The organism is Chryseobacterium sp. X308 (assembly GCF_020733145.1).
Lineage (GTDB): Bacteria > Bacteroidota > Bacteroidia > Flavobacteriales > Weeksellaceae > Chryseobacterium > Chryseobacterium cupriresistens.
On sequence record NZ_JAJFZH010000003.1, the window covers coordinates 52,057 to 77,929 of the forward strand.

Below are 25,873 nucleotides of genomic sequence, written 5' to 3' on the forward strand. Positions count from 1 at the left end.
TTTTTACCGTTTTCTTTATTATTTATCTTTTGCTCTAATCAAATGAAAATAAACAAAAGCAAAGATGTTGATATTTATCTTCCACAGAATAATTTACCAACAAAGGATATGGGAAGTATTATTAAAGAAACAATAAAAAATAATACAAATAATACATACATTATTGATCCATATGGCTTTTATGGACAGTCCTATGTATCGGAAAATGGAAAAATCTTAGAGCCGTACATGAATGCTGTACAAGGTTATGTATCTAAAGATGATAGGCTATGTCATGAATTATTAGTTATACTGAAGCCTTTCCAGACTATACAGCAATCAGTGAATTACAATGTAAATAATAGAGGTATTTATAAATATTCAAAAGGTAATGAATATTTTGAAGTTACTAATTCTGTTCATAACAAAAAAACTGTAACATTGTTAGGTTGTGAAAAATATGTTGAAGAACTAGAGTCTAAAGGATATAAAGTCCTAGAAGATAGTATTGTTGCAAAAATACCTTTAGTTCCTTAGATTATATTTTTTTCAATATAGCTGATAGTAACTTATTATACTTTAATGAGCTTTATGAAGTCACTATGTTTGTAGAGAAAAGCTTATCCGGCGGTATCTCCTCTACCATTGCAGGAGGAAACTTCTGGGACGGTTTCAGACAGGGGATTATTACCAGTGGGTTGAACCATTTGGGGCATTTAGGAGGCAATACCGTTATTAAAAAAGTTTTACAGAATAGATTGGAAAAAACATTAGGAGATAGCGGAGTTAATAATGATTGTACAACAAAACAAGCTTTGGAAATTCTACAAATAGTTTTCAAAGATATGTGGAGCTTAGGCTCTGGGTGGGCAAAATTTGCTGATGAAGCAGGAGCTATCTCAGAATGGGAGAGTAATGACAGTCAAAAAATTTCAATAAATAAGAATGGAAATTTAGTTGCTGGTGCCGGAAATCCAGCTTGGGGCATTACTAACAGTAAAGGGCAAATGATATATGCTATATCTTTACATACTGGACCTATTAGTAGATTTGCAGAAGTATTTTTACATGAATTAGTACATTCAATTGACTATGTTAGTGGTTTTTATAAAACTTTTTGGAGATTACCAAATATTACCGCTTTAATGGAATATAGAGCGTATAAATATGTATATGATTGGACAGGTATAAAAGATCCAAACCAAGATAATTTTAAGGTTGAAATGGGATATACCCCTAAATTTTTATTAAACTATTCATTTTAAAAATATGAAGTCGCTAATTTTATTACTATTTAGTTTTGTGCACTTTAATGCACAAATAAAATTAAATACTAAACAAGAAGTTGATATCTTATTCCAAGGTAAAGAATTTTCGTTAGATAAAATTTTTGATGGTAAAGATCCCTATATGTTTAAAATTGTAAATAATACAAATAATACTTACATTATTGATCCTTATGGTTTTAAAAATGACAATTTCGTAATGACTTGTGATGAAAATATTGTTACTCCAGATAAAGCAATTTTAAAGGGATTTTATAAGAGATTTGATGATAAAGATTGTTTCAATGATTTAATAATTTTAAAACCAAAAGAAGAAAAATATGCCATACTAAGTATTATTAATCTTAAGGGATGGTATGATCTCGATAAAGAAAAAAAGTACATATTAAGACTAAACTCTACACATAATAATTATACAGTGATTCTTTTAGGTTGCCAAAGTTATATAAGAGAATTGGTAGAAAAAAAAGGATATAAAGTTTTAGAAGATAGTTTTATTGCAAAAATCCCTTTTGTTCCTTAGATTGTATTTTTTTAAGATATAGCTGATAGTAGCTTATTATACTTTAATGAGAGCTTTATGAAGTCACTATGTTTGTAATGAAAAGCTTATCCGGCGGTATCTCCTTTACCATTGCAGGAGGAAACTTCTGGGAAGGTTTCAGACAAGGAATTATTACCAGTGGGTTGAACCACTTCGAGTATTTAGGAGCTGTTACAATTAAATTGGCAGAATTAAGAAACCAAATAAAAGAAAGAAGTATTGAAAAATGTGGTAAATCTTATCCAGATCTGCCTGTTAAAGAAGGAACTTTGATAGACTTAGCTGAAATATTTCCTGAATTATATAAAGAAACTGTGCAAGATTTTAGTATTGCTGCTGTTACAAATATAAACCATTTGAGAAAGAATATTTTAGATTATTTAATAATGGACAGATTTGGGAAAATGGGACAGACTTAATCAATGGAATAACAGACTTATTTGATAGTGGTAAAGTTTAATAATTAATTTAAGAAGCTTTCCAAGAGGTAAGTATATCACCAAAATGTAAGCATATAGTTTCAAAACTATTTCTGATGCAAATTTGCAGAAAAATATTCATGATGAATTACAAAGAAATTGCAAAAGAAACCATTGGAAATCTGTACAGAGCGCATAACAGCATTAGAAAATCCGGTATTGATGAAAAACTAATTGCCTTGGTGGAGTTACGTGTCTCTCAAATCAATGGCTGTGCCTATTGCTGCAGCTATCACGCTAAAGAGCTCCCTGATTTTGGCTTTGAACAAGATGTCATTAACAGACTTCCGGGCTGGAAACATACCAATGCCTTCAATGAGCTGCAAAAGCTTGTTTTAAGCTGGGCTGAAGCTCTCACTTATGGTAAAGATGACTGGCTGGAAATTAAAGCAAAACTTGCAAAGCAATTCACAGAACGGGAAATTGTAGAACTTACGGCAAGTATAACGCTGATGAATACTTTGAATACACTAAGGATTGCGTTGGCGGAAGAGGATTAGCAAACAAAAACCGCTCCCAAAAAGGAAGCGGTTTTAAATTTATCTAAAATCCCGATTAGAATATCGCTGGATATTTCTGAGGATTTGTTTCATTAAACATGGCGTAGATCTTTTCTACCATATCGTCTGCAGACGGCTTACTGAAATAATCACCATCACTTGCATATGCTGGCCTGTGATCATTGGCAGAGATCGTCAACGGATCTGAATCCAGATATCTGAAAGCTTTCTGCTTTTCAAGGATCTGCTGTAAGATGAATCCTGTAGTTCCCCCTTCCACATCTTCGTCAATCACTACTAATCTGTTGGTTTTCTTAACACTTTCAGCAATTTCGTGAGATAAATCGAAAGGAATCAACGACTGAATATCAATTACTTCTGCAGAAATTCCTAATTTTTCCAATTCGTTAGCGGCTTCCGTTACAATTCTCCATGTAGAACCATAAGTGATCAAAGTAACATCTTTTCCTTCTTTTGTTACTTCAATTTTCCCTACAGGAACAGTGAATTCGCCTAAGTTATCCGGTTGTTTTTCTTTTAATCTGTATCCGTTCAGACATTCTACGATGATAGCAGGTTCGTCAGCCTGAAGCATAGTGTTGTAGAATCCTGCTGCTTTCGTAAGGTTTCTAGGAACCAATACCAAAATACCTTTTGAAAGGTTCAGAATACCAGCCATTGGTGAACCTGAATGCCAGATTCCTTCTAATCTGTGACCTCTCGTTCTGATAATTAATGGAGCTTTCTGACCTCCTTTTGTTCTGTAATGTACCGTTGCCAGATCATCACTCATTCCCTGTAAACAGTAAAGAACATAGTCTAAGTACTGGATTTCAGCAATTGGTCTTAAACCTCTCATCGCCATACCAATTCCCTGTCCAAGGATCGTTGCTTCACGGATTCCTGTATCCGCGATACGTAAAGCACCGTATTTTTCCTGCATTCCTTCCAATCCCTGGTTGACATCACCGATGTTTCCAGTATCTTCTCCAAAGATTAAAGTTTCAGGATATTTTTCAAAAATTTTGTCAAAATTGTTTCTGATCACTACTCTTCCGTCTACCTCTTCGGAACTGTCAGAATATACAGGTTTGATTTCCTGAACATTCTCAGCTTTCCATTGGGACTGAGAATATAAGTGAGAAGAATAGTTGTCTTTTTCAACAGCAGATACTTCATTGTATTTCTGCATCAATTGATTTCTTTCCGCAGAATTTGTTCCTCTTGTCACCAGTAAAGTCTGTCTAACCAGATGGAAGATGTCTTTCTTCGCTTTTGAAACCAATTTGTTAAAATGAGCGATATAATTTTCAACTTCAGCATTCTGCCCTTTAAGATTTTCTACTAAAGGTAAAACAGACTGAATAAGTTCTGAAATAGCTTTCTGATAATTTTCCCAGGCTGCTTTCTGTCCGGCTTTTGCTGCTTTTTTCGCTTCTTCATCAATAGCCTCCAGTTCTTCAGCTGTAGCAATTACTTCTTCTTTTCCATCAATTTCGATAGAATAGTTCAGGATCCACTCTTTGAATTTCGCCAGCCCGTCATACTCAGCTTCCCATGCCAGACGCTCTTCGTTTTTATATCTTTCGTGAGATCCGGATGTAGAATGTCCCTGTGGCTGAGTAACGTCTACCACGTGTACTACCACCGGTACACTTTCTGTTCTTGCAAAATGTTCTGCCTTAGCGTATGCATCTAATAATGCAGGATAATCCCAGGCTCTCACCTGGATAATTTCACACCCCTGGTTTTCTCCTTCTTTTCTCTGGAAACCACTTAGCATTTCACTGATATCCGCTTTTGCTCTCTGGTTTTTTGTAGGAACTGAAATACCATACCCATCATCCCAGATAGAAACAATCATTGGAACCTGAAGAGCACATGCAGCATTCAAGGTTTCCCAGAAGTGTCCTTCTGCTGTAGAAGCATCCCCAATGGTTCCGAAAGCAATTTCGTTCCCTTCTCTTGAGAATTTTTCTGAACCGTCAAATTTTACGCTTTTATAAATAGTTGAAGCCTGAGCCAATCCCAATAATCTCGGCATCTGCCCTGCTGTAGGAGAAATATCGGAAGAAATATTTTTCTGAGCTGTCAGATCTTTCCAGCTTCCATCTTCATGTAAACTTCTTGTTGCGAAATGCCCGTTCATCTGTCTTCCGGCTGAAGCAGGTTCCCTTTCCACGCTGGTATCTGCATACATCTGCGCAAAGAAACTTTCTACCGTCAAGGCATCTATTGCCAATGCAAAAGTCTGATCCCTGTAATATCCTGAACGGAAGTCTCCATTTCTGAAAACTTTCGCCATTGCAAGCTGAGGAAGTTCTTTTCCATCCCCAAAAATTCCAAATTTAGCTTTTCCAGTGAGTACTTCTCTCCTTCCGAGATAAGACATTTCACGAGAGATCCTTCCTAACCTGTAGTCTTCAAGTATCTGATTTTTAAAATCTTGAAAGGATATTTGCTGTGTTTCAATATAGGTTGTTTGCATAGCTAAGTAAAAAAGTTTTTAATCTTCAAGTATTTTGCTAATATACACTTTTTAAATTAATTTTAATTTTTAATAATCTTTTTTAAAAATTTGATAATAAAAAAAATTGTGCTTTATTTTGAAAAAAAATGTAAAAGATGGAAAAAAAATCACCTCATATCTTGAATGCTTCCAGCAATCTTTTAGGATTTTCCCTACTCATTATCACCTCGTTGAAAATCTCTAAAATCAGTCAGCATACCTATTTGGACGAATTTGCAGGATTTGCCTGTATTCTTTTTGCCTGCAGCTGTTTCTTTTCATTTCTGGCAATCAGAACAAGGAATAGTAAGCGGGAATACACGTTTGAGAACATTGCGGATTATTTATTTTTAATCGCTTTATTTTGTATAGTTCTAGCCGTTATCATTGTAACCCTGAAAATTATTTAATTTAAATTTTTCGCTTAATTAAACAATCAAAGGTAATAAATAGGGATTATTATATGAAGATAAAAAAATTTATTAAGCAGCTCTTTCTCATTTTTATACTGAATCATTATCAGATTCTGAATTTAAAAAGAAAAGTGCTGTATATACATTTTCAGTTTCCCGAAAATCTATATACAGCACTTTAGTTTAATTAAAATAAAAATAGAATCAGATCTTCTGAACAGTTACATTGGTAACATTTCCACTTCCTGTAGATCCGGTTTCTGTCGAAATAATCGTAGAATTTTGATTCGGCGCTGCCGTAAAACGGATCTGATACCCGGCTGTAGGTGCAACAACCACGGTTGTATAATTCATCAGTTCACCTACAGTTCCCGAAGCAGCAACTGCGTTATAATGGCTTCCTCTTCCCAGATAATTCGCATCCGGTACAGGTCTGATACCAATGAGCAGCTGTGTTCCTGCGGGCATATTGGTAAAACTAGCCTGCAGCGTTACCAGATAATTTCCAGGCTGGTTAAAAGTCATCACCCCAGTTCCGGTATTATAAGAATAGAAAGGGGAAGTCGCTATCGGTGCAGCGAATAATAATGTCGTGATCGTAGAAGAACTGATGTTCTGGTTCGCTGCCAAACGCGCATGAAACAGTGAATAAGCTGTAAAATCTATGGTCTTCAGAATTCCGGTAGCATCAGCTACAACCACCCTGTCGGTGCCTCCGATACCTACATTCGAATTAATATTACGGATACGGGCATTTCCAGACGCTACATCCAATTTTTCAGTGGGTGAAACTGTACCAATCCCTACTTTAGCACCTGAAGTTACACTGAAATCATTATCCTGTTGAGCCACAGAAGGAATTCCTGTTGCAGGATTGTCTTTAGAACCGTCAATATGAAAAGTTGTCTGGGGATTTTGAGTACCTATTCCCACTTGTGCGTACGCGATGAAGCTTGAACTGATAGCACACGCTATCATCATAGTTTGAATTTTTCTCATTATTTGTTGTTTTTTTCTAACCACAAATAAACAAAAATTATATTGAAAATCAATGAATTATTAGTAATTATTTTGCTTAAGTAATGCAAAATGTTAATTTACAGTAATTTAATCTTACAAAAAAGCAAACTAATCACAACTCATTGAATTATTGGAAGATAAGATTATTTTTCTTTCAATAATGAGGATCCGTTACACCATGCGGGATTACAGGAAAAAGGAAAATAAAAAAATTAAAACTGACCAAAAAGTGTTACTATCAGAATTTTCTTTCAATGACATAATCCAGCATAATATGCAGCGATTTTCTTGCTTCAGAATCCGGAAACTCATTCAGAATATCTTTTGCTTTCTGCTGAAATTCTTTCATCACTGTAATGGCATAATCCAATCCACCTGAACTTTTAACAAATTCTATAAGCTCTTTTACACGCTTAGGATTGTTATTATATCGTTTTATGGTATCGAAATAGTACTTTCTGTCTTTTTCACTGGCGATTTTTAAGGTATGAATCAAAGGCAGCGTCATTTTCTGTTCTTTAATATCAATTCCAACAGGCTTACCGATAACATTTGAACTTAAATAATCGAAAAGGTCATCTTTGATCTGAAATGCCATTCCGGTAAAAGTACCAAAATCCATCATCTTTTTGGCTAAAGCTTCATCCGCATTGTTGGAAAGAACTCCTATTTCACAGCATGCCGCAATCAGTGTTGCTGTTTTCTGCCGGATAATTTCATAATAAACCTCTTCCGTAATATCCAGCTTTCTGGCCTTTTCCAGCTGAAGAAGTTCTCCTTCAGACATTTCACGGATCGTTCTGGAAATCACGCCAAGCAGATCATAATCTTTGTGGTCTGTAGATAGTAAAACTGATTTTGATAAAAGGTAATCCCCCACCAAAACTGCAATCTTATTTTTCCACAGTGCATTGATTGAAAAGAAATTACGACGTTTAAAACTTTCATCCACCACATCATCGTGTACCAGAGTAGCGGTGTGGATCAGTTCGATCATTGAAGCACCCCTGTATGTTTTTTCCGTCACCTCACCCACCAGTTTGGCACAAAGAAACACAAACATAGGACGCATCTGCTTTCCTTTGGTGGTAACAATAAAACGGGTTACTTTATCCAATAAAGCTACTTTACTCTGCATTGACTCATAAAACTTCTGTTCAAAAAGTTTCATTTCATCATTGATCGGTCGTTTAATCTCTTCTACAATGTTTGCCACAATCTGCGATGCTGGGTGAATAATTATTAATTCTCACAAAGATAATTTTTTTCGCTCAATTTTAAGGCAAATTAATCTTTGAGTTGTTCTTTCGGGATAAAATAAAATGAAGGTTTTGCAGTTCCCAACGGAGATCTGAACTTTTCCCCTGAAATATAAATTCCCGTTTCATCTGCACTTATTCCCTCAATCTGTGCTAATGAAAGCGCAGTCCCGAGGTAATAATGCTTTGGTTTTTCTTTAAAAAATATTCCGGGTTCTGTTTCTGTAAAAATATCTAAAAAGACTTCTGTTTTCCTGGTATATCCTACTAAGTAAAGCTTTTTATCAAAGTAAGAAGCATCTGTAACCACGAAGCCTGTTTTATAGGTTTCTATTTTTTCTGCTTTTTGCATTTCTGAGAGTTCAGGATCTACGATATAATGCGTGGTTACTTTTGAAGCCCATTCTTTGGTAAATATGTGCAGCTTTCCATTCAGATAAATCATGGCTTCTGCATCGAAATCGTTCTTTGTGTTTTTAGAAATAAACTCAGTCTGTTCGGGATAATAAAACAGAATTTTCGTTCCATCAAAGGCCCTTTCCGAACCTGGAATTTTAATAACATTAGACTCATCGAGACGCTCGTATGGAACTTTGTAAATCGTCAGATCCTTTCTTGTTCCGGTATTATTTCCGAAATCCCCGATATAAAAATTCTCTCCGTCATTGGCTAACGCTTCCCAATCTGTATTGATTAAATTGGTTTTCAGTATCCTGATAATTTCTCCACTTTTTTTATCCAATTCAAAAAGCTCGGCAGGATTTCCACTGTCATTGAATGTATACAGCTTTCCATTGAAAATATTCAGTCCTGAAGTTTCTTCAATTTTATCATCGAGATAATTAACTCTGTATTTTTTTATTTTCAGAAAATCAGTCCGCTGGGAAAATGCAGATTGGCCAACGAAAAGAGCAACAATCAGAAGGAGTTTTTTCATAAGACAAAAATAAGGTTTTATTGTGAGTTAGAGAGTTGAAGAGTTGGAGCTAAAAGCGTTTGCATGTGATGCGAGATACGAGTTTCGGGATGCGGGTTTGAGATAAGAGTGGAGATTCCTACGGAATATAAATACTGTAAAGCCTTCGAAAATTGCCCATTCTAAAAATAGAAAAACGGACTAAAAATAGCCCGCTTTTCCCTTAGATTTCTATTGATTTAAATCAGAAGTTAAGCCGTTTTCTGCTCTTTCTGATTTTGCTGTTGTTCTTTCTTTTGTGCCTGTCTTGCAAAATATTCTTTCTGGTACTGCCTTACGGTTTTTCCCGTCCCGTCATGTCTCCATCCCGGAGAATTAAAAATATAATTGATTCTGTCTGTGAATTTTAATCCTGGCTGCTTCAGATCTTTCCAGATTTTTCTCCATTCATAAAATAATACCGTATCCGGTCTGTTATCCGGCATTTTTGGATAGATTCCATATTTCACGGGTACATTCGGATCTTCTTTTTGGAAGGTCCCAAATATTTTATCCCAGATAATGAGACACATTCCCATATTTTTATCCAGGTATTTCACATTACATGCGTGGTGTACGCGGTGATGAGAAGGTGTTACCAGAATATATTCCAGGAATCCCATACTCTTCACAGTCTGCGTATGTACCCATGTTCCATATACTTGTCCTATGGCGTATGCCACCATAATATGCCAGGGATTGAATCCTAAAAATGCCAGCGGTGAAAAATATAGATATCTGTAAAGCGGCTGTAATACGGGACTTCTGAATCCTGTTGTCAGGTTAAAATATTCTGAACTGTGGTGCGTAATATGAACTGCCCAGAATGCTCTGGAACGGTGGTCTACATAATGCAGCACATAATAGGCAAAGTCTGTGATGATAAAACAAGCCAGCAAATACCATACGCTAAGGTCCCAAGAGAAAAGCCTGTGATGATAAAAGAAGAACATCACCCCCATGGCAAATGCCTTCATGATAAGGTCAAGGCCAAAGTTCATCAATGCAAGATAAACATTGGTGGCAAGATCTTTCCCGCTATATAACTTAGCTTCTGAAACGTGGCTGTAAATCATTTCCGCTAAAATAACAGTGGCATGCAATGGGATAGCCCATGCATACACATTTTCCAGCCCGTCCTCGCTCATAAGAAAATCCATCATCACAAAATAATTTGTGCAAAGGTAGGGTTTTAAGCTATTTTTTAAGAAAGTTTTAGGCTTTTTTTAAGGAAATTTTAATCTGTTGTTTTGTTGGCCAACTGCCCGCAGGCGGCATCAATATCACCTCCACGGCTTCTTCTGACCATTACGGTAATCCCTGCATTTTCAAGCTGACGGATGTAATTTTCTTCTGCCTGCTTGTTGCATTGGTCATATTTTCCGTCCCCGATCGGATTGTATTGAATCAGGTTTACTTTTGAAGGAACCTGTTTGCAGTATTTGATTAAAGCTTTAATGTCTTCATCGCCATCATTGATTCCTTTCCATACGCAGTATTCAAAAGTAATCACAGAACCTGTTTTTTGATACCAGTACTGAAGAGCCTCCATAATATCCGTCAACGGGAATTTATCAGAGAAAGGCATGATCTCATTACGCTTGGATTCGATAGCAGAGTGAAGGGATAAAGCCAGCTTCACGCGCAGTTCATCATCTGCAAGCATTTTGATCATCTTAGGGATACCGGATGTAGAAACGGTAATTCTTCTTGGAGACATTCCCAATCCTTCCGGCTGGGTAATTTTTTTGATGGCTTCCACTACGTTTTTGTAATTCATCATCGGCTCTCCCATTCCCATAAATACGATATTGGAAAGCGGTCTGTCGAAATACATTCTGCTCTGGCTGTCAATCAGGGCTACCTGATCTACAATCTCAGCTACTTCAAGGTTTCTCATCCTTTTCAGTCTTGCTGTAGCACAGAATTCACAGTTTAATGAGCATCCCACCTGCGAAGATACACAGGCTGTAGTTCTTGTTTCTGTAGGAATAAGAACAGATTCCACCATCAGTCCGTCATGAAGTTTCACTCCGTTTTTGATGGTTCCGTCAGAACTTTTTTGAAGAAGGTCTACGGAAACAGGATTAATGGTATATTCTTCCGAAATTCTCTCACGAAGTGATTTTGAAAGATTCGTCATTTCGTCAATCGAATGGAGGTTTTTACTCCATAGCCAGTCATAGACCTGTTTCGCACGAAACGGCTTTTCTCCTAAAGACACAAAGTAGTCTTTAAGCTGGTCTAGTGATAATGTACGGATATCTTTCATATTATTAAAGAGCCAAGTTAAAAGTAAAAGGTTTAAAGTTTAGTATTGTTAACTATTGCAGCCAAAATGTTTTTCAATTCGTTACTTTCATTTAATAAAGCTTTAAATTCCTCAGAATCATAACCATCTAATCCTTCTAAAACCCGAAGCCAAAAATGACTTTCTCTGGCTTCTCTTAAAGCAATTTTTACTTTATTTTTAAAATCTGCTTTGGAGGATCCTGCCTGGGATTCTTCATAATTAGCGCCTATTGAAGTAGCTGATTTCCCGAGTTGAAATCTTATTAATTTACTTTCAGAATCATTGGGGAGTGTTCTTAAAAACTTAAGACAATTAACTCCAAATGTAAAAGTTCTGATAAGTAAATCATTTTGTCTCATCTCTACTTGTATTACCTTTAACTTGGCTCTTTTTACTTTTTTTATAGAATTAACATTGCGTCACCGTAAGAATAGAATTTATACTTTTCTTTTACGGCTTCTTCATAAGCATGCATTACGAAATCTCTTCCGGCAAATGCAGCAATCATCATGATCAAAGTAGACTTCGGTGTGTGGAAGTTCGTAATCATTGAGTTAGCAACTCCGAAATCGTGAGGAGGATAAATGAATTTGTTTGTCCATCCGTTGAAAGCAGAGATTTTTTTGTTTGAAGAAACAGAAGTTTCCAATGCTCTCATGGTAGTAGTACCTACTGCGCATACTCTTCTGTGAGATTCAACTGCTTTATTAATGATCGCAGCATTTTTCTCATCAATGATAATTTCTTCAGACTCCATTTTGTGCTTAGAAAGATCTTCTACCTCAATCGGGTTGAATGTTCCCAATCCTACGTGAAGGGTAACCTCAGCAAAATTGATTCCTTTGATCTCTAATCTCTTCATCAAATGCTTAGAGAAGTGAAGACCTGCTGTAGGGGCAGCTACTGCTCCTTCTACTTTTGCATAGATTGTCTGATATCTCTCTGCATCTTCAGGTTCTACAGCTCTTTTGATATATTTTGGAAGCGGTGTTTCTCCCAATTCTTTTAGTTTTGTTCTGAATTCGTCGTAAGATCCGTCGAATAAGAATCTTAATGTTCTTCCTCTTGAAGTTGTGTTATCAATAACCTCAGCTACCAAAGACTCATCTTCAGTGAAGAATAATTTGTTACCAATTCTGATTTTTCTTGCAGGATCTACCAAAACATCCCAAACTCTGGTTTCTTTATCAAGCTCTCTTAATAAGAAAACTTCAATTTTAGCACCTGTTTTTTCTTTATTTCCGTAAAGACGTGCAGGGAAAACTTTTGTATTGTTGAAGATGAACAAATCTTCTTCATCAAAATAATCCACAACATCCTTGAATAATTTGTGCTCGATAGTCTGTGTTTTTCTATCAAGTACCATTAATCTCGCTTCGTCTCTGTGCTCTGATGGGTGTTCTGCTAATAATTCCGCAGGAAGATCAAAATTAAAATCTGATGTTTTCATTTTTTAAATTACGGTTTAAAAATTATTGAAATTACAAGGTGTAATTTTCGGAGTGCAAATATACGACATTGAACACCCCTTTGTCAAGTATTATTTACAATCAAATATAAAACCGTGATTTTACGGGGAGTTTCAAGACATAAAAAGAGTATTTTTGGAAAAATTAAAATTCAATATGGAACCTGTAAGTAAAATATACTTCATTGATAATCCGTATCCTGACGGTCATACAATTGAAAATTTCAGCTGGAGTGGAAGAATTGATGAATATGGATTTATCTGGTTTGATTTTCATTTAAAAACTGAAAAATATTATACCAATGACGATGAAAACAATGAAGAAGAAGACGAAGATCTGTCCGACTGGGACTCCAAAATCGTATGGAGAAACTATCATGCCTGTACACTCTCGTCCAACTATTGGGGTGAACAGAGAGGAATCAGAATTAATAATCTTGATGAAAAATTAGATTTCGATGCTGTTGTTCAAAATGATCTTTTCAGTAATGATCTTCCGTCTGAGCAACATCCTGATGATGATGATCTTGCTTTCAACATCTACCTGCTGGGGCATGACAGCTGTGCAGGACATCAGTTCCGGTTTTCAAAAAAAGAGAATCACCAGTATGATATTATATGGACAGGCAAAATAGCACTGACCTACGCAGGCGATCATGAGTTTTCACATGATTTCAAAGCAGAAATTTTCAATGCAGAATTTGAAGGTTTTCATTATCCTAAAACCTGGTCACTGGAAAAGGCAACTGAGATGTTCAAAACCAGACTTGCCGGTTTTGAAGCGTATGAATTTGTGGATCTGAATCCTAAAAGTAACAAAAGAGAGTATAAACTCGACAAACTAAAATAATAACACTACATCAACCAATAAAATTATCATTATGAGCAAATATTCGATAGAAGCATTTATCAACGAAACAAAAGAAAATCCACAGCAAAGAGATTATTTTGAGCTGGAAACAAAGCATCTTCTGGAAATCAACCTTAATAATCAGGCGGTATGGACCAAAAGAGGAAGTATGGTAAGCTATGTGGGAAATATCAATTTTGAAAGGCAGGGAATGCTTTCCGGAGGACTTGGAAATCTTCTGAAGAAAGCGATCAGTGGTGAAGGTGCCAGGTTGATGAAAGCAGAAGGAACCGGAAAATTATATGTTGCTGATTCCGGGAAGAAAGTCCGTATTCTCTACCTGAACAATGAATCTGTTTGTGTAAACGGAAATGATATTCTTGCCCATGAACAAAGTGTAAAAAGTGATATTACTATGCTGAAAAGCATCGCTGGAATGATGTCCGGAGGTCTTTTCCAGGCCAAACTTTCAGGAACGGGCCATATTGCTATTACGACTCACGGAGATCCTTTAACCTTGCTGGTGACTCCTGATACGCCTGTATTTACAGATCCGAATGCTACTGTGGCATGGTCCGGAAACCTCAGCCCGGAACTGAAAACCAATGTTTCTTTCAAAAGCCTTATCGGCAGAGGAAGCGGTGAAGAGTTTCAGATGAAATTCTCAGGTCACGGATGGGTACTGATTCAGCCTTATGAAGAGGTATATTATATGGAAAAATAAAAGAGACAAATTGTGAAGTGATTTAGTGTTTTTCGTAATAATTAAAATTGCAGCGCATGAATATTCTTATAAAGCTATTTTTCGTAATCATTATAATGCCTAACCTGATGATTGCACAGACTTCAAAGAAAAATTACGAATACACTATAGATCTTCTTCATATGTCCAATGACGAAGTCCGGGTATCTTTGATGAAATTACAAAGATGACCTATCCTGAAATACGTACATTTTTCAGAGATTATATAGAAGGCACCCATCATCTTATTCCTTTGAAAGAATACCTGGGAAAGGCAGGTTTCAACTATGATGAAACCACCGGAACAATAAGTACGCTGCCAAATCCGGATTCAAAACAGCTGACCTTGAGAAAGGCATGGATCAATCAATAAATTTCATGCAGATAACAAAATATTTTAAAAAAATACAAATGAGCAAAACTGCTAAAAAAGTGAAAATTAACAACCTATAATCCTATAACTATAAAACTGTTCAACTTTAAAATCCAATAACCCTCAAATTCTTACAAACCACCTTCATCACTTCATTCTCTAATTATCTATCACCTTACCGGGATTTACAAAAGTTTTAATATATTTAAAAAAAAATAGATGGACAATAGTAACTCCCGCAGAAACTTTCTTAAGACTGCCGCTTTAGCAAGCTTTGGGGCATTGGTTTTACCCAATTCTTTATTTGCTTATTCCAATGATTTTAAAACAGATAAAAAAGTCCGCGTCGGTTTTATCGGTGTAGGTCTTCGTGGCCAGGAGCATGTAAAATTACTGGCAAAACGTAATGATGTAGAGATTGTTGCATTTGCAGATCCGGAGAAAAGAATGCTTGCCGCGTCTCAAAAAATCTTAAAAGACAACAATAAACCGGCAGCTCAGGAGTTTTCGAACGGGGAATACGATTATAGAAATCTGTTGAAATTAAAAACAATAGATGCTGTTGTGATCGCTACTCCATGGGAATGGCATCTTACCCAGGGTGTGGAAGCTATGCGTGCTAAAAAAATTGTAGGCATGGAAGTTTCCGGGGCGATAAAGCTTCAGGACTGCTGGGAATTTGTAAAGGTATATGAAGAGACGAAAGTTCCTATCTTTATGATGGAAAATGTATGCTATCGAAGAGATATTATGGCCATCCTGAATATGGTCCGTAAAGGAATGTTCGGAGAACTGATACATGGAAGAGGCGGTTATCAGCATGATCTGAGAGGTGTTCTTTTCAATGACGGAGTTACTCCATACAATTCCGGCGCTGAGTTTGGAGAAAAAGGCTTCAGTGAGGCAAAATGGAGAACTGAACATTACGTAAAACGCAACGGGGAACTTTATCCTACCCATGGCCTAGGACCGGTTGCTATGATGATGGACATCAACCGAGGAAACCGTTTAACAAGGCTTTCTTCATTCTCTTCAAAATCCGTGGGGCTTCACAAATACATTGTTGAACATCCAAAAGGTGGAGAAAACCATCCGAGTGCCAAAGTAAAATTCAACCAGGGAGATATTGTAACCACTCAGATTGCCTGTGCCAATGGAGAAACCATTCTTCTTACTCATGATACAAGCTTACAAAGACCTTATGATCTTGGTTTCAGAGTTCAGGGAACTGAAGGGTTGTGGCAGGATTTCGGATGGGGAGATTTCAACCAGGGACATATTTATTTTGAAAAAACCATGAACCATACCCACCGTTGGGACAATACCGAAAAATGGATGAAAGAACACGATCATCCGATGTGGAAAAAGTTTGAAGCTACTGCTGCAGGTGCCGGACATGGCGGAATGGATTTCTTTGTAATGAATACTTTTATTGAATGTATCAAACGGAATATAGAGTTCCCGATGGATGTGTATGATCTTGCATTGTGGTATTCGATTACGCCATTAAGCGAAGAGTCTATTGCCAAAGGCGGTCAGGTAGTTGATATTCCTGATTTCACCAATGGAAAATGGAAAACCCGTAAACCTGTATTTGGAATGACCGATGAGTTCTAAGAAAACATTACTTATACTGGCAGGCGGATTAGGCAGCAGATACAAGGGGCTTAAACAGGTAGACGGAATACTCGATAACGGTTCGCCAATTCTTGAGTATTCCATCTTTGATGCACTGGAAGCCGGTTTCCAAAAAGTCGTTATTATTGTCAACAAACTGATTCCTGAAAGTTATATTGAAAGGCTCAACGGCATTTCAAAAGCTAAAAATTTTGAATTGATCTGGGTATATCAGGAGATAGACAGCATTCCTATTTCACTGGAAGGTTTTGATTATCCTGATCGTACTAAGCCATGGGGAACCGCTCATGCCGTACTTTGCGCCAAATATTCAATACAGGAGCCTTTTGTGATGATCAACGCGGATGATTTCTACGGAAAAGAAGTGTATCAGCTCGCTGCACATGAAATTAACCATCATCATATATCAGATACACAATTAGGGATGATTGCTTATCCTGTGGGTACAACATTGAGTGGAAACGGTACTGTAGCCAGAGGAATATGTACGCTGGATGCTGAAAACTACCTGATCAAAGTGGTGGAACAAACATCCATTCAAAGAATAAATAACTCAATTGTTTACATTGAAAACGGAGAAAGTATACAACTGGATCCTGACACCCTGGTATCGATGAATTTTTTTATTTTCCACCCTCACATTTTCTGTTATCTGGACACCTATTTTTATGATTTCATAGAATCTGATCCACTGCCTGATCAGGAATTTTATATTCCTTCTGCAGTACAAAGAATGATGGATGAAAACAGAGTAAAGGTAAAGGTGAAAGTATCTCCTTCCCCATGGATGGGAGTTACGTATGCTGATGATAAAAAGGAAGTTAAAGATTTTCTGATTTCAGAGATTAAAAACAACAGATACCCGGAAAATTTATGGAGCTAAATGATATTGTTGCTGAATTTATCGGTACGGACAGTTATGACCTTACTCCTATTACTGACGGGTTGATCAATACCACCTATCTTCTGGAGGATAAAGGCCAGGGAAAAAAGTTTATTCTGCAGAAAATCAACAATCATGTTTTTAAACAGCCGGAAGTGGTCGTTAATAACCATTTACTGATTAATGAAATTCTCAGGTCCAATCATTATCGCTTTCAGATTATTGAACCTATCCCGTCTCTGGCCAATGAGCTGCTGGTAGAAGATATAAATGGCCAGCCCTGGCGCATGCTCAATTTTATAGAAAACAGTATTACTTTTCTTACTGCTCCCTCTTTGCAGACGGCTTTTGATGCTGCTAAAACCTTCAGTTATTTTCTCAATACGGTAAATACTGAAAAACTGCCTGCTATTGAAGATTCTCTTCCCAACTTTCTGAATTTTGAGAAAAGGGTTACGGATTATAAAAATGCACTCAAAGATGCGGCTCCTCAGTTAAAAGAAAATGCTAAAGCTGAAATTGAAATCACCAATCAGCTTTTGTCCTTGCCCGATCAATGGATCAAAATGGAGAAAAACAACCAGATCCCAAAAAGAATCATTCATGCAGATGTAAAGATCAGTAATATTCTCTTTGATCAGAATCATCAACCTTTAGCGGTGATTGATCTGGATACCATGATGATATCCACTATTCTGTATGATTTTGGAACCATGATTCAGTCTTACACCAATACCACTCAGGAAGATGATGGAAGCGCCATAGACAATTTCAACCCTGAAATGTATAAAGTCGTAAAAGAAGGATTTTTATTTCACTTAAAAGAAAAACTGACATGGCTGGAAGCTGAGAATCTCGATTATGCAGCACAGGTCGCCATTTATATTCAGGGACTTCGTTTCTTAACCGATTATCTGAATGGAAGTACCTACTATTCTATTACGCATCCTGAACACAATCTGGACAGAACTAAAAACCAATTGGAACTGTTAAAAGGATTGAGAGAATATCTGGGAGCTGGTGGAGAGTCGGAGAGTTTGAGAGTTTGAGAGTTTGGTTTGTAAATGCATAAATTCTACGGAATGACAAAGTGTGCGGATAAATAAAGCGCTCTGTTTGCCATTCCGTAAGAATCTAGCTTTATCTTCTCACTCTCAAACTCTACCACTCAATATCCCGAATCTCGCAACCCGAATTCCAGAACTCCTAATCATCCCAAAAACTTCAGAACCCTCTTCCACTCTTCCAGCTTCTTTTCAAAGGAAACCGTATGAAGCGGACTGGTAGAAGGCAATAAAAAAACGGGAAGTTTATAATTTTTTCCCAACAGTTTTTGTACGTTTTTGTAAGACTTTCCGCCATTGCAGAAAATAGCTTTGATGTTCGGATGTTCTTCTAACAATTCTGCAATCTGATTGGCTTCTTCATTCCTGATTTCAGAATCCAGGCTTCCTTTTCTCTCGCAGGAATCAATCACATCCCAGAGGGCAATATGATGTTTCTTTATCGTTTCAATTCTTTGTATGTAATCATCAGTAAATTCTTCGTTCAGCAATTCAAAAATGATTTTCCAGAATTTGTTTTGAGGATGGGCATAATACTGCTGTTTTTCCAGTGATTTCACTCCGGGAATTGATCCTAAAATCAGAATTTCAGACTGAGCATCAATAATGGGTGGAAATGAAGAAATACGCTTTTGCATATTCAAATATAGAGATTTAATTTATTTTAATTTTTAATTAGGCTGGAAGCCGGGAGCTTGAAGAAGGAAGCTATTGAAGGTTATGAAAAACTGGTTATCTGTATTTTCATCTTTTTAATAGTGATATCATTAATTTATGAAAACCTCTATAAATGTTAAGATTAACAGCAACTTCCAGCTTCCCTCTTCCAGCTTCCAATAGCCTGAATTTAATTTGCTAAACCCAACGTAGTTTATTTAGGTTTTGGCTCTAAAGCCATTGGATTTTTTAATTATAAAAAAACGGGCTAAAGCCCGTTTCTATTGATATCTTATATTGTTTGTCTATAAAGTTTCCTTCAGCCAGTCGAAGAATTCTCTCTGCCATACCAACCCGTTTTGCGGATGAAGGACCCAGTGGTTTTCGTTCGGGAAGTAGACCAGTTTAGATTTTAATCCTCTTAATTTTGCAGCCTGGAAAGCTTCCTGACCCTGCTCGTAAGGAACGCGGAAATCAATTCCTCCCTGAACAATCATGATCGGCTTGTTCCATTTTTCTACGAAGTTGCTTGGATTGAATTCTGTGTATGCTTTTGGAAGTGGTTTTTCCCATGGAGAACCAAGATCCCAGTTGGCAAACCATAGTTCTTCGGTAGTCAGATACCATGATTTCATATCAAATAAACCATCATGAGCGATGAAAGTTTTGAATCTGTTCTCATGGATTCCTGCCAGCATAAATACACTGTATCCTCCGTAACTAGCCCCTACAGCTGCTACTCTGTCACCGTCCACGTATGGTAAAGTTTTCGCAAAATCTGTTGCCGCCAGATAATCTCTCATTGGCTGCCCGCCCCAGTCTTTTGAAATTTCTTCGTTCCATTTTGTTCCCCAACCCGGCATACCTCTTCTATTCGGAGCTACCACGATATAATCATTAGCTGTCATTAAGGCAAAGTTCCATCTTACACTGAAATATTGAGTAAGTGCAGACTGTGGACCTCCCTGGCAGTATACCAGCGTTGGGTATTTTTTGTTCGGGTCAAAGTTCGGTGGATAGTGGAACCAAACTCCCATTTCCTTACCGTCTGAAGTTTTCACCATTTTAAGTTCAGATTTCCCCTGAGCCAGCTTAGCATACGTTTCCTTGTTCGCTTCAGTTACCTGCTTCATTTCTCCATTCTTAACGTTTACAGAGAATAATTCTGTAGCATGGTTTACATCTGTTCTTCCTACCAGAAGTGAAGTTTTATTGTCTGTAAAGATTTCGTTTACGTCAAAATCTCCTTTGGTGATCTGCTGTACTTTTGCTGATTTTGAATCCAGCGAGAAAAGCTGTTTTGTACCTCTGAATGCCGCTGTGAAGTAGATCGTTTTTGAATCTGCTCCCCAAAGAACGTCTCCTGAAACACTTTCATCCCAGCCAGAGGTAAGGTTAGTGGTCTTCCCTGACTTCCAATCCAGGATTTTCACATCATTTTTATCTGCTTCATATCCATCTCTGGCCATACTCTGCCAGATCAGAGATTTTCCGTCCGGGCTGAATTTTGGGTTTACATCATATCCTTTGTTGGATTCTGTAAGGTTTTTGGTAGTACCTGATGCCAGATCATAAGCAAAGATATCGGTATTGGTACTTGTAGCATATTCTTTACCACTTTTAGGTTTGGTAACATATAAAAGCTGGGCAGAATCCGGGCTCCAGATAAAATCTTCAGCACCACCGAAAGGTCTCTGAGGAGAATCCCAGGTTTTTCCTTCCAGAAGATCTTTAGCTCCTTCTACCTTATCAGAAGTATTCACTACAAATACATGGTTGTACTTACCTTCATTGAAATAATCCCAGTGTCTGTGGTTCAGATCCGTGTATACCTGAGCCGTTGTTTTAGGAGTATCGCTGAATTTATCTTTCCCCATTACTTTCTCCACCAATACCTGCTTACTGAAAGCAATTTTCTTTCCGTCCGGAGAAATTACGATATTATCTGCTTCACCAATGGTATAAAATTCTGTCCAGGTTTTTCCGGCATCTTTGGAAAGATAGATTTTATCTCCTTCCTGAGCATAAATTCCGTTTTTATCCCACTGAATAAGTGCTTTTTTACCTAAATCAATTTTGGAAGACTGATGATTAAGAACATTCAGAAAATAGTTCTCGTTTTTCGTTTTCTCTGTTTTCAGGTCTACCTGTCCTACTTTATAGATAAGGGAACCCTGATCCGGTGAAACTGCCTGTACTCCAACTTTTTTCAAAGTCCAAAGGATTTCAGGCGTCATTACTTGTTGTGCATTCATTAAAAGCGGAGCTGCCAAAGCCAGCAGACTGTACTTAAGTTTCATATGTTGATATTCATTTTTTTAACGGATTTATGAAATTGCAGTGATTTCATTCATCCTTTTATTAAATTCAAAGATTGCCAAAGTTAATATTTAAAATAAAAACGGACGAAAGAATTAACATTAAAATTCTTTTTTCATAAATAAGCTCTTTTCGGGGAAAACACCTACTTTTTAAATATGGGGATTTTCTCTGTTACTCTGCCTGTCTGAAATAGTGAAATTTACAATATCAGACGTCCGATATAACCAATACCAACCTAGTTAAAATTTTACATTATGAGTACACCAGACACAGGCGATTTTAAAGCAACGCGTGTAGACGCAGGCGCACCCAATCTTTGGCACGTCCATGAAGGCCATTTCAAGTATGGATCTATAAAGGAAACGAGAGTCAATTTTGCAGGAAGGACTCTTGAACAGATCATGGCAAATATTGCAGAAAACGAACCGATTAATGCCCCTTACATGAAGAAAGATAACCAGAAACTGACTTACGAAGACTGTATTAAGTGGATTAAAAAGAACTGTTAGAAAAAGAATAGGCTGTCCTTTTGGACAGCCTATTGTATGTAATCGTTATTGGTATTCTATTCTCCATCTGAGAACATAGAGTTCGCCAGAGAAGTTACGATTGATAATAATATACTGAAGATAAATGCCCACCAGAACCCATCTACGACCATACTGTCGATGAAATAGTCTGCAATAAGGACAATTGCGGCATTGATTACCAGGGCAAAGAATCCTAAGGTTAGAATGGTCAGCGGAAGGCCAAACAGACTTAAGATTGGCTTTACAAATATGTTCAGAACCCCAAGTACAATAGCAAAGATGATGGCTGAAGAGAATCCTTCAAACTGTACTCCCGGTAAAATTTTGGTTAAAAGGTAAGCTACAATCGCTGTAATAAAAAGTCGGATAATTAAGTTCATTGTGATATTTTTTAATGTTTATGGGGTTTTTGGAGCAAAAGCCATTCCATTCCGGAAAAAAGAATTCTCTGAAATCCTTTATTGAAGTAATATTCCGGCTTTTATTTCCTTTAAATTCTTATTTTATTTTCATCATGGTAACTAATGAGGTCGCCACATGACTTTCTGAATCAGATCCTTCGATCTGAACATAGATTTCCGTTCGCACAACCACAATTTTTCCTCCACCTTTGATAACATAGGATTTTGAAACCAAAGCGTCTCCCATTGCAGGGCGAAGATAATTCACTTTCAGCTCAACGGTCACTACATAACAGTCTTCCGTATAGTGGCTCACAGCAGCATATCCTGAAGAAACATCTACCAGAGAGGCGATCATTGCACCATTGAACATTCCTGCTTTTCGGGTCATCATTTCCATTTTAGGGATCTTCATGGATATAAAATCTGTTTCTACTTCCAGCAGTTCTGCTTTATAGAATTTCAGGGTTTCCGAGCGGCTGAAGCTGTCTGTAATGAGTTTCTTTTTTTCTGGTGTCATGAATTTTATTTTAAACAAAGGTAAGCGCTATAAAGTTTTTGATCTCAATGATCTTTCAATTTTTCATTAAAAAGCCGCTTCATAAACATGAAACGGCTTCTTTTCAAGGTTTTAAACCTTCTTACACAACAAACGATAACTTTTCAGATGAACCTGACGCTTTCAGATGATGATCTTCTTTGATCATATCTGCTGCTTTTTCACCAATCATAATGGTAGGTGCGTTGGTATTTCCGGAAACCACATCCGGCATAATGGATGCATCTGCTACCCTTAATCCTTTTATTCCATATACTCTCAGTCTCGGATCTACTACAGAATGGCTGTCGATTCCCATTTTACAGGTTCCGGTCATATGATGATAGGTGGAACATGATTTTTTGATGTAATCCATCACTTCCTCTTTTGTTTTTCCTTCTCCGGGATAGATTTCACCGTCATTCCATTCTTTCATGGCTTCTGTTTTTCCCATTTCGCGGCATATTTCTACACATTGGTAAAGGGCTTCCAGATCAGATTCTTCAGAAAGATACATCGGGTTAATTTCCGGAGAAGCTGAAGGATCTGAAGACGTCAGCTTGATATACCCTTTACTGGCGGGTCTGATAAATCCTGCACAGAATGTAAATGCGTTTTGCGGCCCTGTGAATCCCGGACTGTAATAAGGAAGTCCCATAAACAAAGGCTGCAGATCAGGGAAAGCCATTTCTTCTTTGCTTTTCCAGAATAACTGGGCTTCCAGCAGATTGGCTTCCGGAGCAGGAATTTCTTTTTTAGCTTTAAAAATAACACTTGCCAAAAGATGATCCTGAAGGTTTTTTCCAACTCCTTTCAAATCTTTTACTACCGGAATTCCCACTGATTCCAGTTCCTGTTGATCACCGATTCCGGAAAGCATCAGAAGTTTGGCAGATTCTATGGTTCCACAGGATACAATGACTTCTTTTTCTGCTTCCACTTCTACTAATTCACCGTCTTTCAAATACTGAACTCCAATGCACTCGTTTTCTTCAAAAATCAGTTTCTGAGCCAGTGCATGGGTATGAATATGCAGATTGGGCCTCGATTTCACAGGATCTAAGAATGCTTTCGCGGTAGAACATCTTTTACCGTCTTTTCCTACACTGAGGTGGTTAAGACCTGCACCCCAGATTTCTTTATTAAAATCATCCGTCAAAGGATAACCAAGTTCCTTACATGCTTCAACAGCACTAACTGAAATGGCATTCGGGCGCTTGATACGGCTTACAAAAAGCGGTCCTTCCCCTCCATGAATGTCATCTTCACCTTCTTCATGGGTTTCTGATTTTTTAAAGTAAGGCAGAACACTTTTCCAGTCCCAGCCCACACATCCTTTATAAGCCCAACTATCATAATCCTGCTGATGCCCTCTGATGTAGATCATCCCATTAATGGAACTTGAACCACCCAATGTTTTACCACGAGGCCAGTATCTTGTATTCCCTCCTGCATGTTCCTGCGCAACGGTATGATAAGCCCAGTCTCTTTCGGTATTCCATATGGCGGGCCAACCGGCCTGTTCTTCCACTTCAGTTACTTTATCATCGGGACCTGCCTCCAGCAGAAGGACATTTATATTTTCATTTTCACTTAATCTGTTAGCGATTACAGCGCCTGCCGAACCGGATCCGACAATTATAAAATCGTATTTCATGAGTTCTAACTTTATTTTTTAATGCTGATGACTTTAGGAACGGTAACTGCTTTTAATCCTTCTATTCCGAATTCTACTCCATAACCAGATTGTTTTACGCCTCCGAAGGGAACAAACGGGTGAATAGCACCATGCTGATTGATCCAGACAGTTCCTGCTTCCAGTTGTACAGCGACTTTCTGAGCTTCGTCAGGATCATCACTCCAAACGGAAGCTCCCAGTCCGTTTTCTGAATCATTGGCTTTACTGATGGCTTCTTCCAACGTTTTATACTTAATAATTGGTAACACAGGACCAAACTGTTCTTCGTCTACAATTCTGTCTCCGTTATCTACATTTCCCACCAGAGTTACGGGAATAAAATAGCCTTCCAGATCAGGTTTTTGCCCTGTGAATATGAAGTCTGCCCCGATGTTTTCGGAATCATGAATCAGATCCTGAATCTTATCGTACTGCATTTTATTCTGGATAGGTCCCAGAACACTGGTTTCATCCGCTCCGTTCCCCATTGGAATATTGGAAGAATAGTCTGCCAATGCTTTAACGACTTTTTCGTAATCATTTTCATGAACGTATAACCTCTTTAAACAGGCACAGGTTTGTCCCATATTCAGAAAAGCGCCCCAGAAAATTCCATCAATATACTTAGAGACATCAAGCCCCGGTAAAATAATTCCTGCATCATTTCCTCCACATTCAAGAGTTAATCGGGCCATATTTTTAGCAGAAGCTTCAATGACTTTCTTCCCGGTGGCTATGGATCCGGTGAACATAATTTTCCCAATTTCCGGATGTGAGGTAAGGTAACTTCCCACTTCTCCTCTGCCGGTAACTACCTGCAAAATATCCTCAGGAAGGACACTGTTGATCACTTTTAACATTTCCAGACTGCAGAAAGTGGTATATTCCGAAGGTTTGATGATGACTGCATTTCCCATTCTCAGTGATGGAATAATCTGCCAGATGGCAATCATCAAAGGCCAGTTCCAGGGAGCAATGGCTGCTACTACTCCAATCGGATTTCTGTATACAACATCTTTCCGGGTTTCGTCTTCGAAAACAATTTCTTCGGGTAAATCCAGTGATGCTGGAACCTGTGTCCAGCCTATACAAGCCTGCATTTCGAAATTAGCTCCAGGACCATTCAACGGTTTTCCCTGCTCACGGGTAATCCATTCTGCCAGGTGTTTTGAATTTTGCTGTAAAGCTTCCGCTACTTTTAATAAAATCTCTTTTCTTTCTGCATCCGGTCTTGCTGCCCATAGTTTCCGGGCTTTTTTTGCTTTCTCAATTTTAGCATCAATCTCCTCTCTGGAAGTATTGATAACTTCACCTATAACCTCTAAGGTAGAAGGATTTACGGATAAAAACCGGGTATCTGGAGTATGGGTTTCTTTGGCTGCTGATGTATTTTCCATTGTTTTAAATTATTTTGTATTTTACGTAATCCGAAAATGGCAATAACATGGTATAAATTATTTACTTATTCTCTATTTTTTTTAACCTAAACTCT

At 37.5% G+C, this 25,873-nt stretch carries 28 protein-coding genes; 14 read left to right on the top strand and 14 right to left on the bottom strand.

Annotation, left to right across the window (positions count from 1 at the left end; genetic code table 11):
- The first annotated feature begins 42 nt into the window (after nucleotides 1-42).
- The 5 genes from LIV57_RS05720 (at nucleotide 43) to LIV57_RS05740 (ending at nucleotide 2,788) form a co-directional block, all read left to right on the top strand.
- The gene (locus LIV57_RS05720; RefSeq protein ID WP_227941815.1) at nucleotides 43-516 is read left to right on the top strand and encodes a hypothetical protein; all 474 of its coding nucleotides are present in this window, start codon (nucleotides 43-45) and stop codon (nucleotides 514-516) included.
- 65 nt (nucleotides 517-581) lie between these two features.
- Nucleotides 582-1,244, top strand: a complete 663-nt coding sequence (locus tag LIV57_RS05725; protein WP_227941816.1) for a hypothetical protein — start codon at nucleotides 582-584, stop codon at nucleotides 1,242-1,244.
- A 4-nt stretch (nucleotides 1,245-1,248) separates the two neighbouring features.
- The gene (locus tag LIV57_RS05730; protein ID WP_227941817.1) at nucleotides 1,249-1,788 is read left to right on the top strand and encodes a hypothetical protein; all 540 of its coding nucleotides are present in this window, start codon (nucleotides 1,249-1,251) and stop codon (nucleotides 1,786-1,788) included.
- Nucleotides 1,789-1,865: 77 nt separating this feature from the next.
- Nucleotides 1,866-2,228, top strand: coding sequence for a hypothetical protein (locus LIV57_RS05735; RefSeq protein ID WP_227941818.1), 363 nt, complete (start codon nucleotides 1,866-1,868; stop codon nucleotides 2,226-2,228).
- Between the two features lie 140 nt (nucleotides 2,229-2,368).
- Entirely contained in the window at nucleotides 2,369-2,788 is a 420-nt protein-coding gene (locus tag LIV57_RS05740; RefSeq protein ID WP_227941819.1) for a carboxymuconolactone decarboxylase family protein, read from the top strand.
- Nucleotides 2,789-2,843: 55 nt separating this feature from the next.
- Here LIV57_RS05740 and LIV57_RS05745 read toward each other — a convergent pair whose 3' ends face one another.
- Nucleotides 2,844-5,276: a thiamine pyrophosphate-dependent enzyme gene (locus LIV57_RS05745; protein ID WP_227941820.1), complete on the bottom strand. Its 2,433-nt coding sequence runs from the start codon at nucleotides 5,274-5,276 to the stop codon at nucleotides 2,844-2,846.
- A 137-nt stretch (nucleotides 5,277-5,413) separates the two neighbouring features.
- Between LIV57_RS05745 and LIV57_RS05750 the strand changes: the two genes are divergently transcribed.
- On the top strand, nucleotides 5,414-5,707 hold the full coding sequence (locus tag LIV57_RS05750) for a hypothetical protein (protein ID WP_227941821.1): 294 nt from the start codon (nucleotides 5,414-5,416) through the stop codon (nucleotides 5,705-5,707).
- Nucleotides 5,708-5,914: 207 nt separating this feature from the next.
- Here LIV57_RS05750 and LIV57_RS05755 read toward each other — a convergent pair whose 3' ends face one another.
- From LIV57_RS05755 to queA, 7 genes are all read right to left on the bottom strand, one after another.
- Nucleotides 5,915-6,709, bottom strand: a complete 795-nt coding sequence (locus tag LIV57_RS05755) for a hypothetical protein (protein WP_227941822.1) — start codon at nucleotides 6,707-6,709, stop codon at nucleotides 5,915-5,917.
- A gap of 259 nt (nucleotides 6,710-6,968) precedes the next feature.
- Nucleotides 6,969-7,946, bottom strand: coding sequence for a polyprenyl synthetase family protein (locus LIV57_RS05760; protein ID WP_110010439.1), 978 nt, complete (start codon nucleotides 7,944-7,946; stop codon nucleotides 6,969-6,971).
- 71 nt (nucleotides 7,947-8,017) lie between these two features.
- On the bottom strand, nucleotides 8,018-8,926 hold the full coding sequence (locus tag LIV57_RS05765; protein WP_227941823.1) for a hypothetical protein: 909 nt from the start codon (nucleotides 8,924-8,926) through the stop codon (nucleotides 8,018-8,020).
- Between the two features lie 230 nt (nucleotides 8,927-9,156).
- Nucleotides 9,157-10,107: a sterol desaturase family protein gene (locus tag LIV57_RS05770; protein WP_062672048.1), complete on the bottom strand. Its 951-nt coding sequence runs from the start codon at nucleotides 10,105-10,107 to the stop codon at nucleotides 9,157-9,159.
- A 74-nt stretch (nucleotides 10,108-10,181) separates the two neighbouring features.
- On the bottom strand, nucleotides 10,182-11,216 hold the full coding sequence (rlmN, locus tag LIV57_RS05775; protein ID WP_120231776.1) for a 23S rRNA (adenine(2503)-C(2))-methyltransferase RlmN: 1,035 nt from the start codon (nucleotides 11,214-11,216) through the stop codon (nucleotides 10,182-10,184).
- A gap of 32 nt (nucleotides 11,217-11,248) precedes the next feature.
- A complete protein-coding gene (locus LIV57_RS05780) occupies nucleotides 11,249-11,596 on the bottom strand; it encodes a four helix bundle protein (RefSeq protein WP_227941824.1) in 348 nt (115 codons plus the stop codon).
- Nucleotides 11,597-11,637: 41 nt separating this feature from the next.
- Nucleotides 11,638-12,687, bottom strand: coding sequence for a tRNA preQ1(34) S-adenosylmethionine ribosyltransferase-isomerase QueA (gene queA, locus LIV57_RS05785; RefSeq protein ID WP_034696367.1), 1,050 nt, complete (start codon nucleotides 12,685-12,687; stop codon nucleotides 11,638-11,640).
- 154 nt (nucleotides 12,688-12,841) lie between these two features.
- Between queA and LIV57_RS05790 the strand changes: the two genes are divergently transcribed.
- The 7 genes from LIV57_RS05790 to LIV57_RS05820 all read left to right on the top strand — a co-directional run bounded on the left by LIV57_RS05790 (nucleotide 12,842) and on the right by LIV57_RS05820 (nucleotide 18,240).
- Nucleotides 12,842-13,555 (top strand): hypothetical protein, encoded by a 714-nt coding sequence (locus tag LIV57_RS05790; protein WP_227941825.1) that lies wholly within the window; start codon nucleotides 12,842-12,844, stop codon nucleotides 13,553-13,555.
- A gap of 31 nt (nucleotides 13,556-13,586) precedes the next feature.
- Nucleotides 13,587-14,279, top strand: coding sequence for an AIM24 family protein (locus LIV57_RS05795; protein WP_047433734.1), 693 nt, complete (start codon nucleotides 13,587-13,589; stop codon nucleotides 14,277-14,279).
- A gap of 56 nt (nucleotides 14,280-14,335) precedes the next feature.
- Entirely contained in the window at nucleotides 14,336-14,488 is a 153-nt protein-coding gene (locus tag LIV57_RS05800; protein ID WP_227941826.1) for a hypothetical protein, read from the top strand.
- On the top strand, nucleotides 14,485-14,670 hold the full coding sequence (locus LIV57_RS05805; RefSeq protein ID WP_227941827.1) for a hypothetical protein: 186 nt from the start codon (nucleotides 14,485-14,487) through the stop codon (nucleotides 14,668-14,670). Before LIV57_RS05800 ends, LIV57_RS05805 begins: the two co-directional genes overlap by 4 nt.
- 219 nt (nucleotides 14,671-14,889) lie before the next feature.
- Nucleotides 14,890-16,287 carry a Gfo/Idh/MocA family protein gene (locus tag LIV57_RS05810; protein ID WP_227941828.1) on the top strand — a complete coding sequence of 466 codons (1,398 nt, stop codon included), beginning with the start codon at nucleotides 14,890-14,892 and terminating at the stop codon, nucleotides 16,285-16,287.
- The gene (locus LIV57_RS05815) at nucleotides 16,277-17,191 is read left to right on the top strand and encodes an NDP-sugar synthase (protein ID WP_227941829.1); all 915 of its coding nucleotides are present in this window, start codon (nucleotides 16,277-16,279) and stop codon (nucleotides 17,189-17,191) included. The genes LIV57_RS05810 and LIV57_RS05815 overlap by 11 nt, the downstream gene beginning before the upstream one ends.
- Entirely contained in the window at nucleotides 17,182-18,240 is a 1,059-nt protein-coding gene (locus LIV57_RS05820; protein WP_227941830.1) for a phosphotransferase enzyme family protein, read from the top strand. The genes LIV57_RS05815 and LIV57_RS05820 overlap by 10 nt, the downstream gene beginning before the upstream one ends.
- Before the next feature lie 161 nt (nucleotides 18,241-18,401).
- Here LIV57_RS05820 and LIV57_RS05825 read toward each other — a convergent pair whose 3' ends face one another.
- Both LIV57_RS05825 and LIV57_RS05830 read right to left on the bottom strand, forming a co-directional pair.
- Entirely contained in the window at nucleotides 18,402-18,893 is a 492-nt protein-coding gene (locus LIV57_RS05825) for a DNA-deoxyinosine glycosylase (protein WP_227941831.1), read from the bottom strand.
- A gap of 324 nt (nucleotides 18,894-19,217) precedes the next feature.
- Complete coding sequence (locus LIV57_RS05830) at nucleotides 19,218-21,212, bottom strand: S9 family peptidase (protein ID WP_227941832.1); 1,995 nt, start codon at nucleotides 21,210-21,212, stop codon at nucleotides 19,218-19,220.
- A 276-nt stretch (nucleotides 21,213-21,488) separates the two neighbouring features.
- Here LIV57_RS05830 and LIV57_RS05835 point away from each other — a divergent pair, with 276 nt between their 5' ends.
- Nucleotides 21,489-21,743: a hypothetical protein gene (locus LIV57_RS05835; RefSeq protein WP_062672070.1), complete on the top strand. Its 255-nt coding sequence runs from the start codon at nucleotides 21,489-21,491 to the stop codon at nucleotides 21,741-21,743.
- Nucleotides 21,744-21,799: 56 nt separating this feature from the next.
- Here the strand turns inward: LIV57_RS05835 and LIV57_RS05840 are convergent, their stop codons facing one another.
- The 4 genes from LIV57_RS05840 to LIV57_RS05855 all read right to left on the bottom strand — a co-directional run bounded on the left by LIV57_RS05840 (nucleotide 21,800) and on the right by LIV57_RS05855 (nucleotide 25,778).
- Entirely contained in the window at nucleotides 21,800-22,144 is a 345-nt protein-coding gene (locus LIV57_RS05840) for a phage holin family protein (RefSeq protein ID WP_062672072.1), read from the bottom strand.
- A gap of 118 nt (nucleotides 22,145-22,262) precedes the next feature.
- On the bottom strand, nucleotides 22,263-22,685 hold the full coding sequence (locus tag LIV57_RS05845) for a PaaI family thioesterase (RefSeq protein ID WP_227941833.1): 423 nt from the start codon (nucleotides 22,683-22,685) through the stop codon (nucleotides 22,263-22,265).
- A 121-nt stretch (nucleotides 22,686-22,806) separates the two neighbouring features.
- A complete protein-coding gene (locus LIV57_RS05850; RefSeq protein WP_227941834.1) occupies nucleotides 22,807-24,360 on the bottom strand; it encodes a GMC family oxidoreductase in 1,554 nt (517 codons plus the stop codon).
- 11 nt (nucleotides 24,361-24,371) lie between these two features.
- Nucleotides 24,372-25,778, bottom strand: coding sequence for an aldehyde dehydrogenase family protein (locus LIV57_RS05855; protein WP_227941835.1), 1,407 nt, complete (start codon nucleotides 25,776-25,778; stop codon nucleotides 24,372-24,374).
- Nucleotides 25,779-25,873 lie beyond the last annotated feature (95 nt).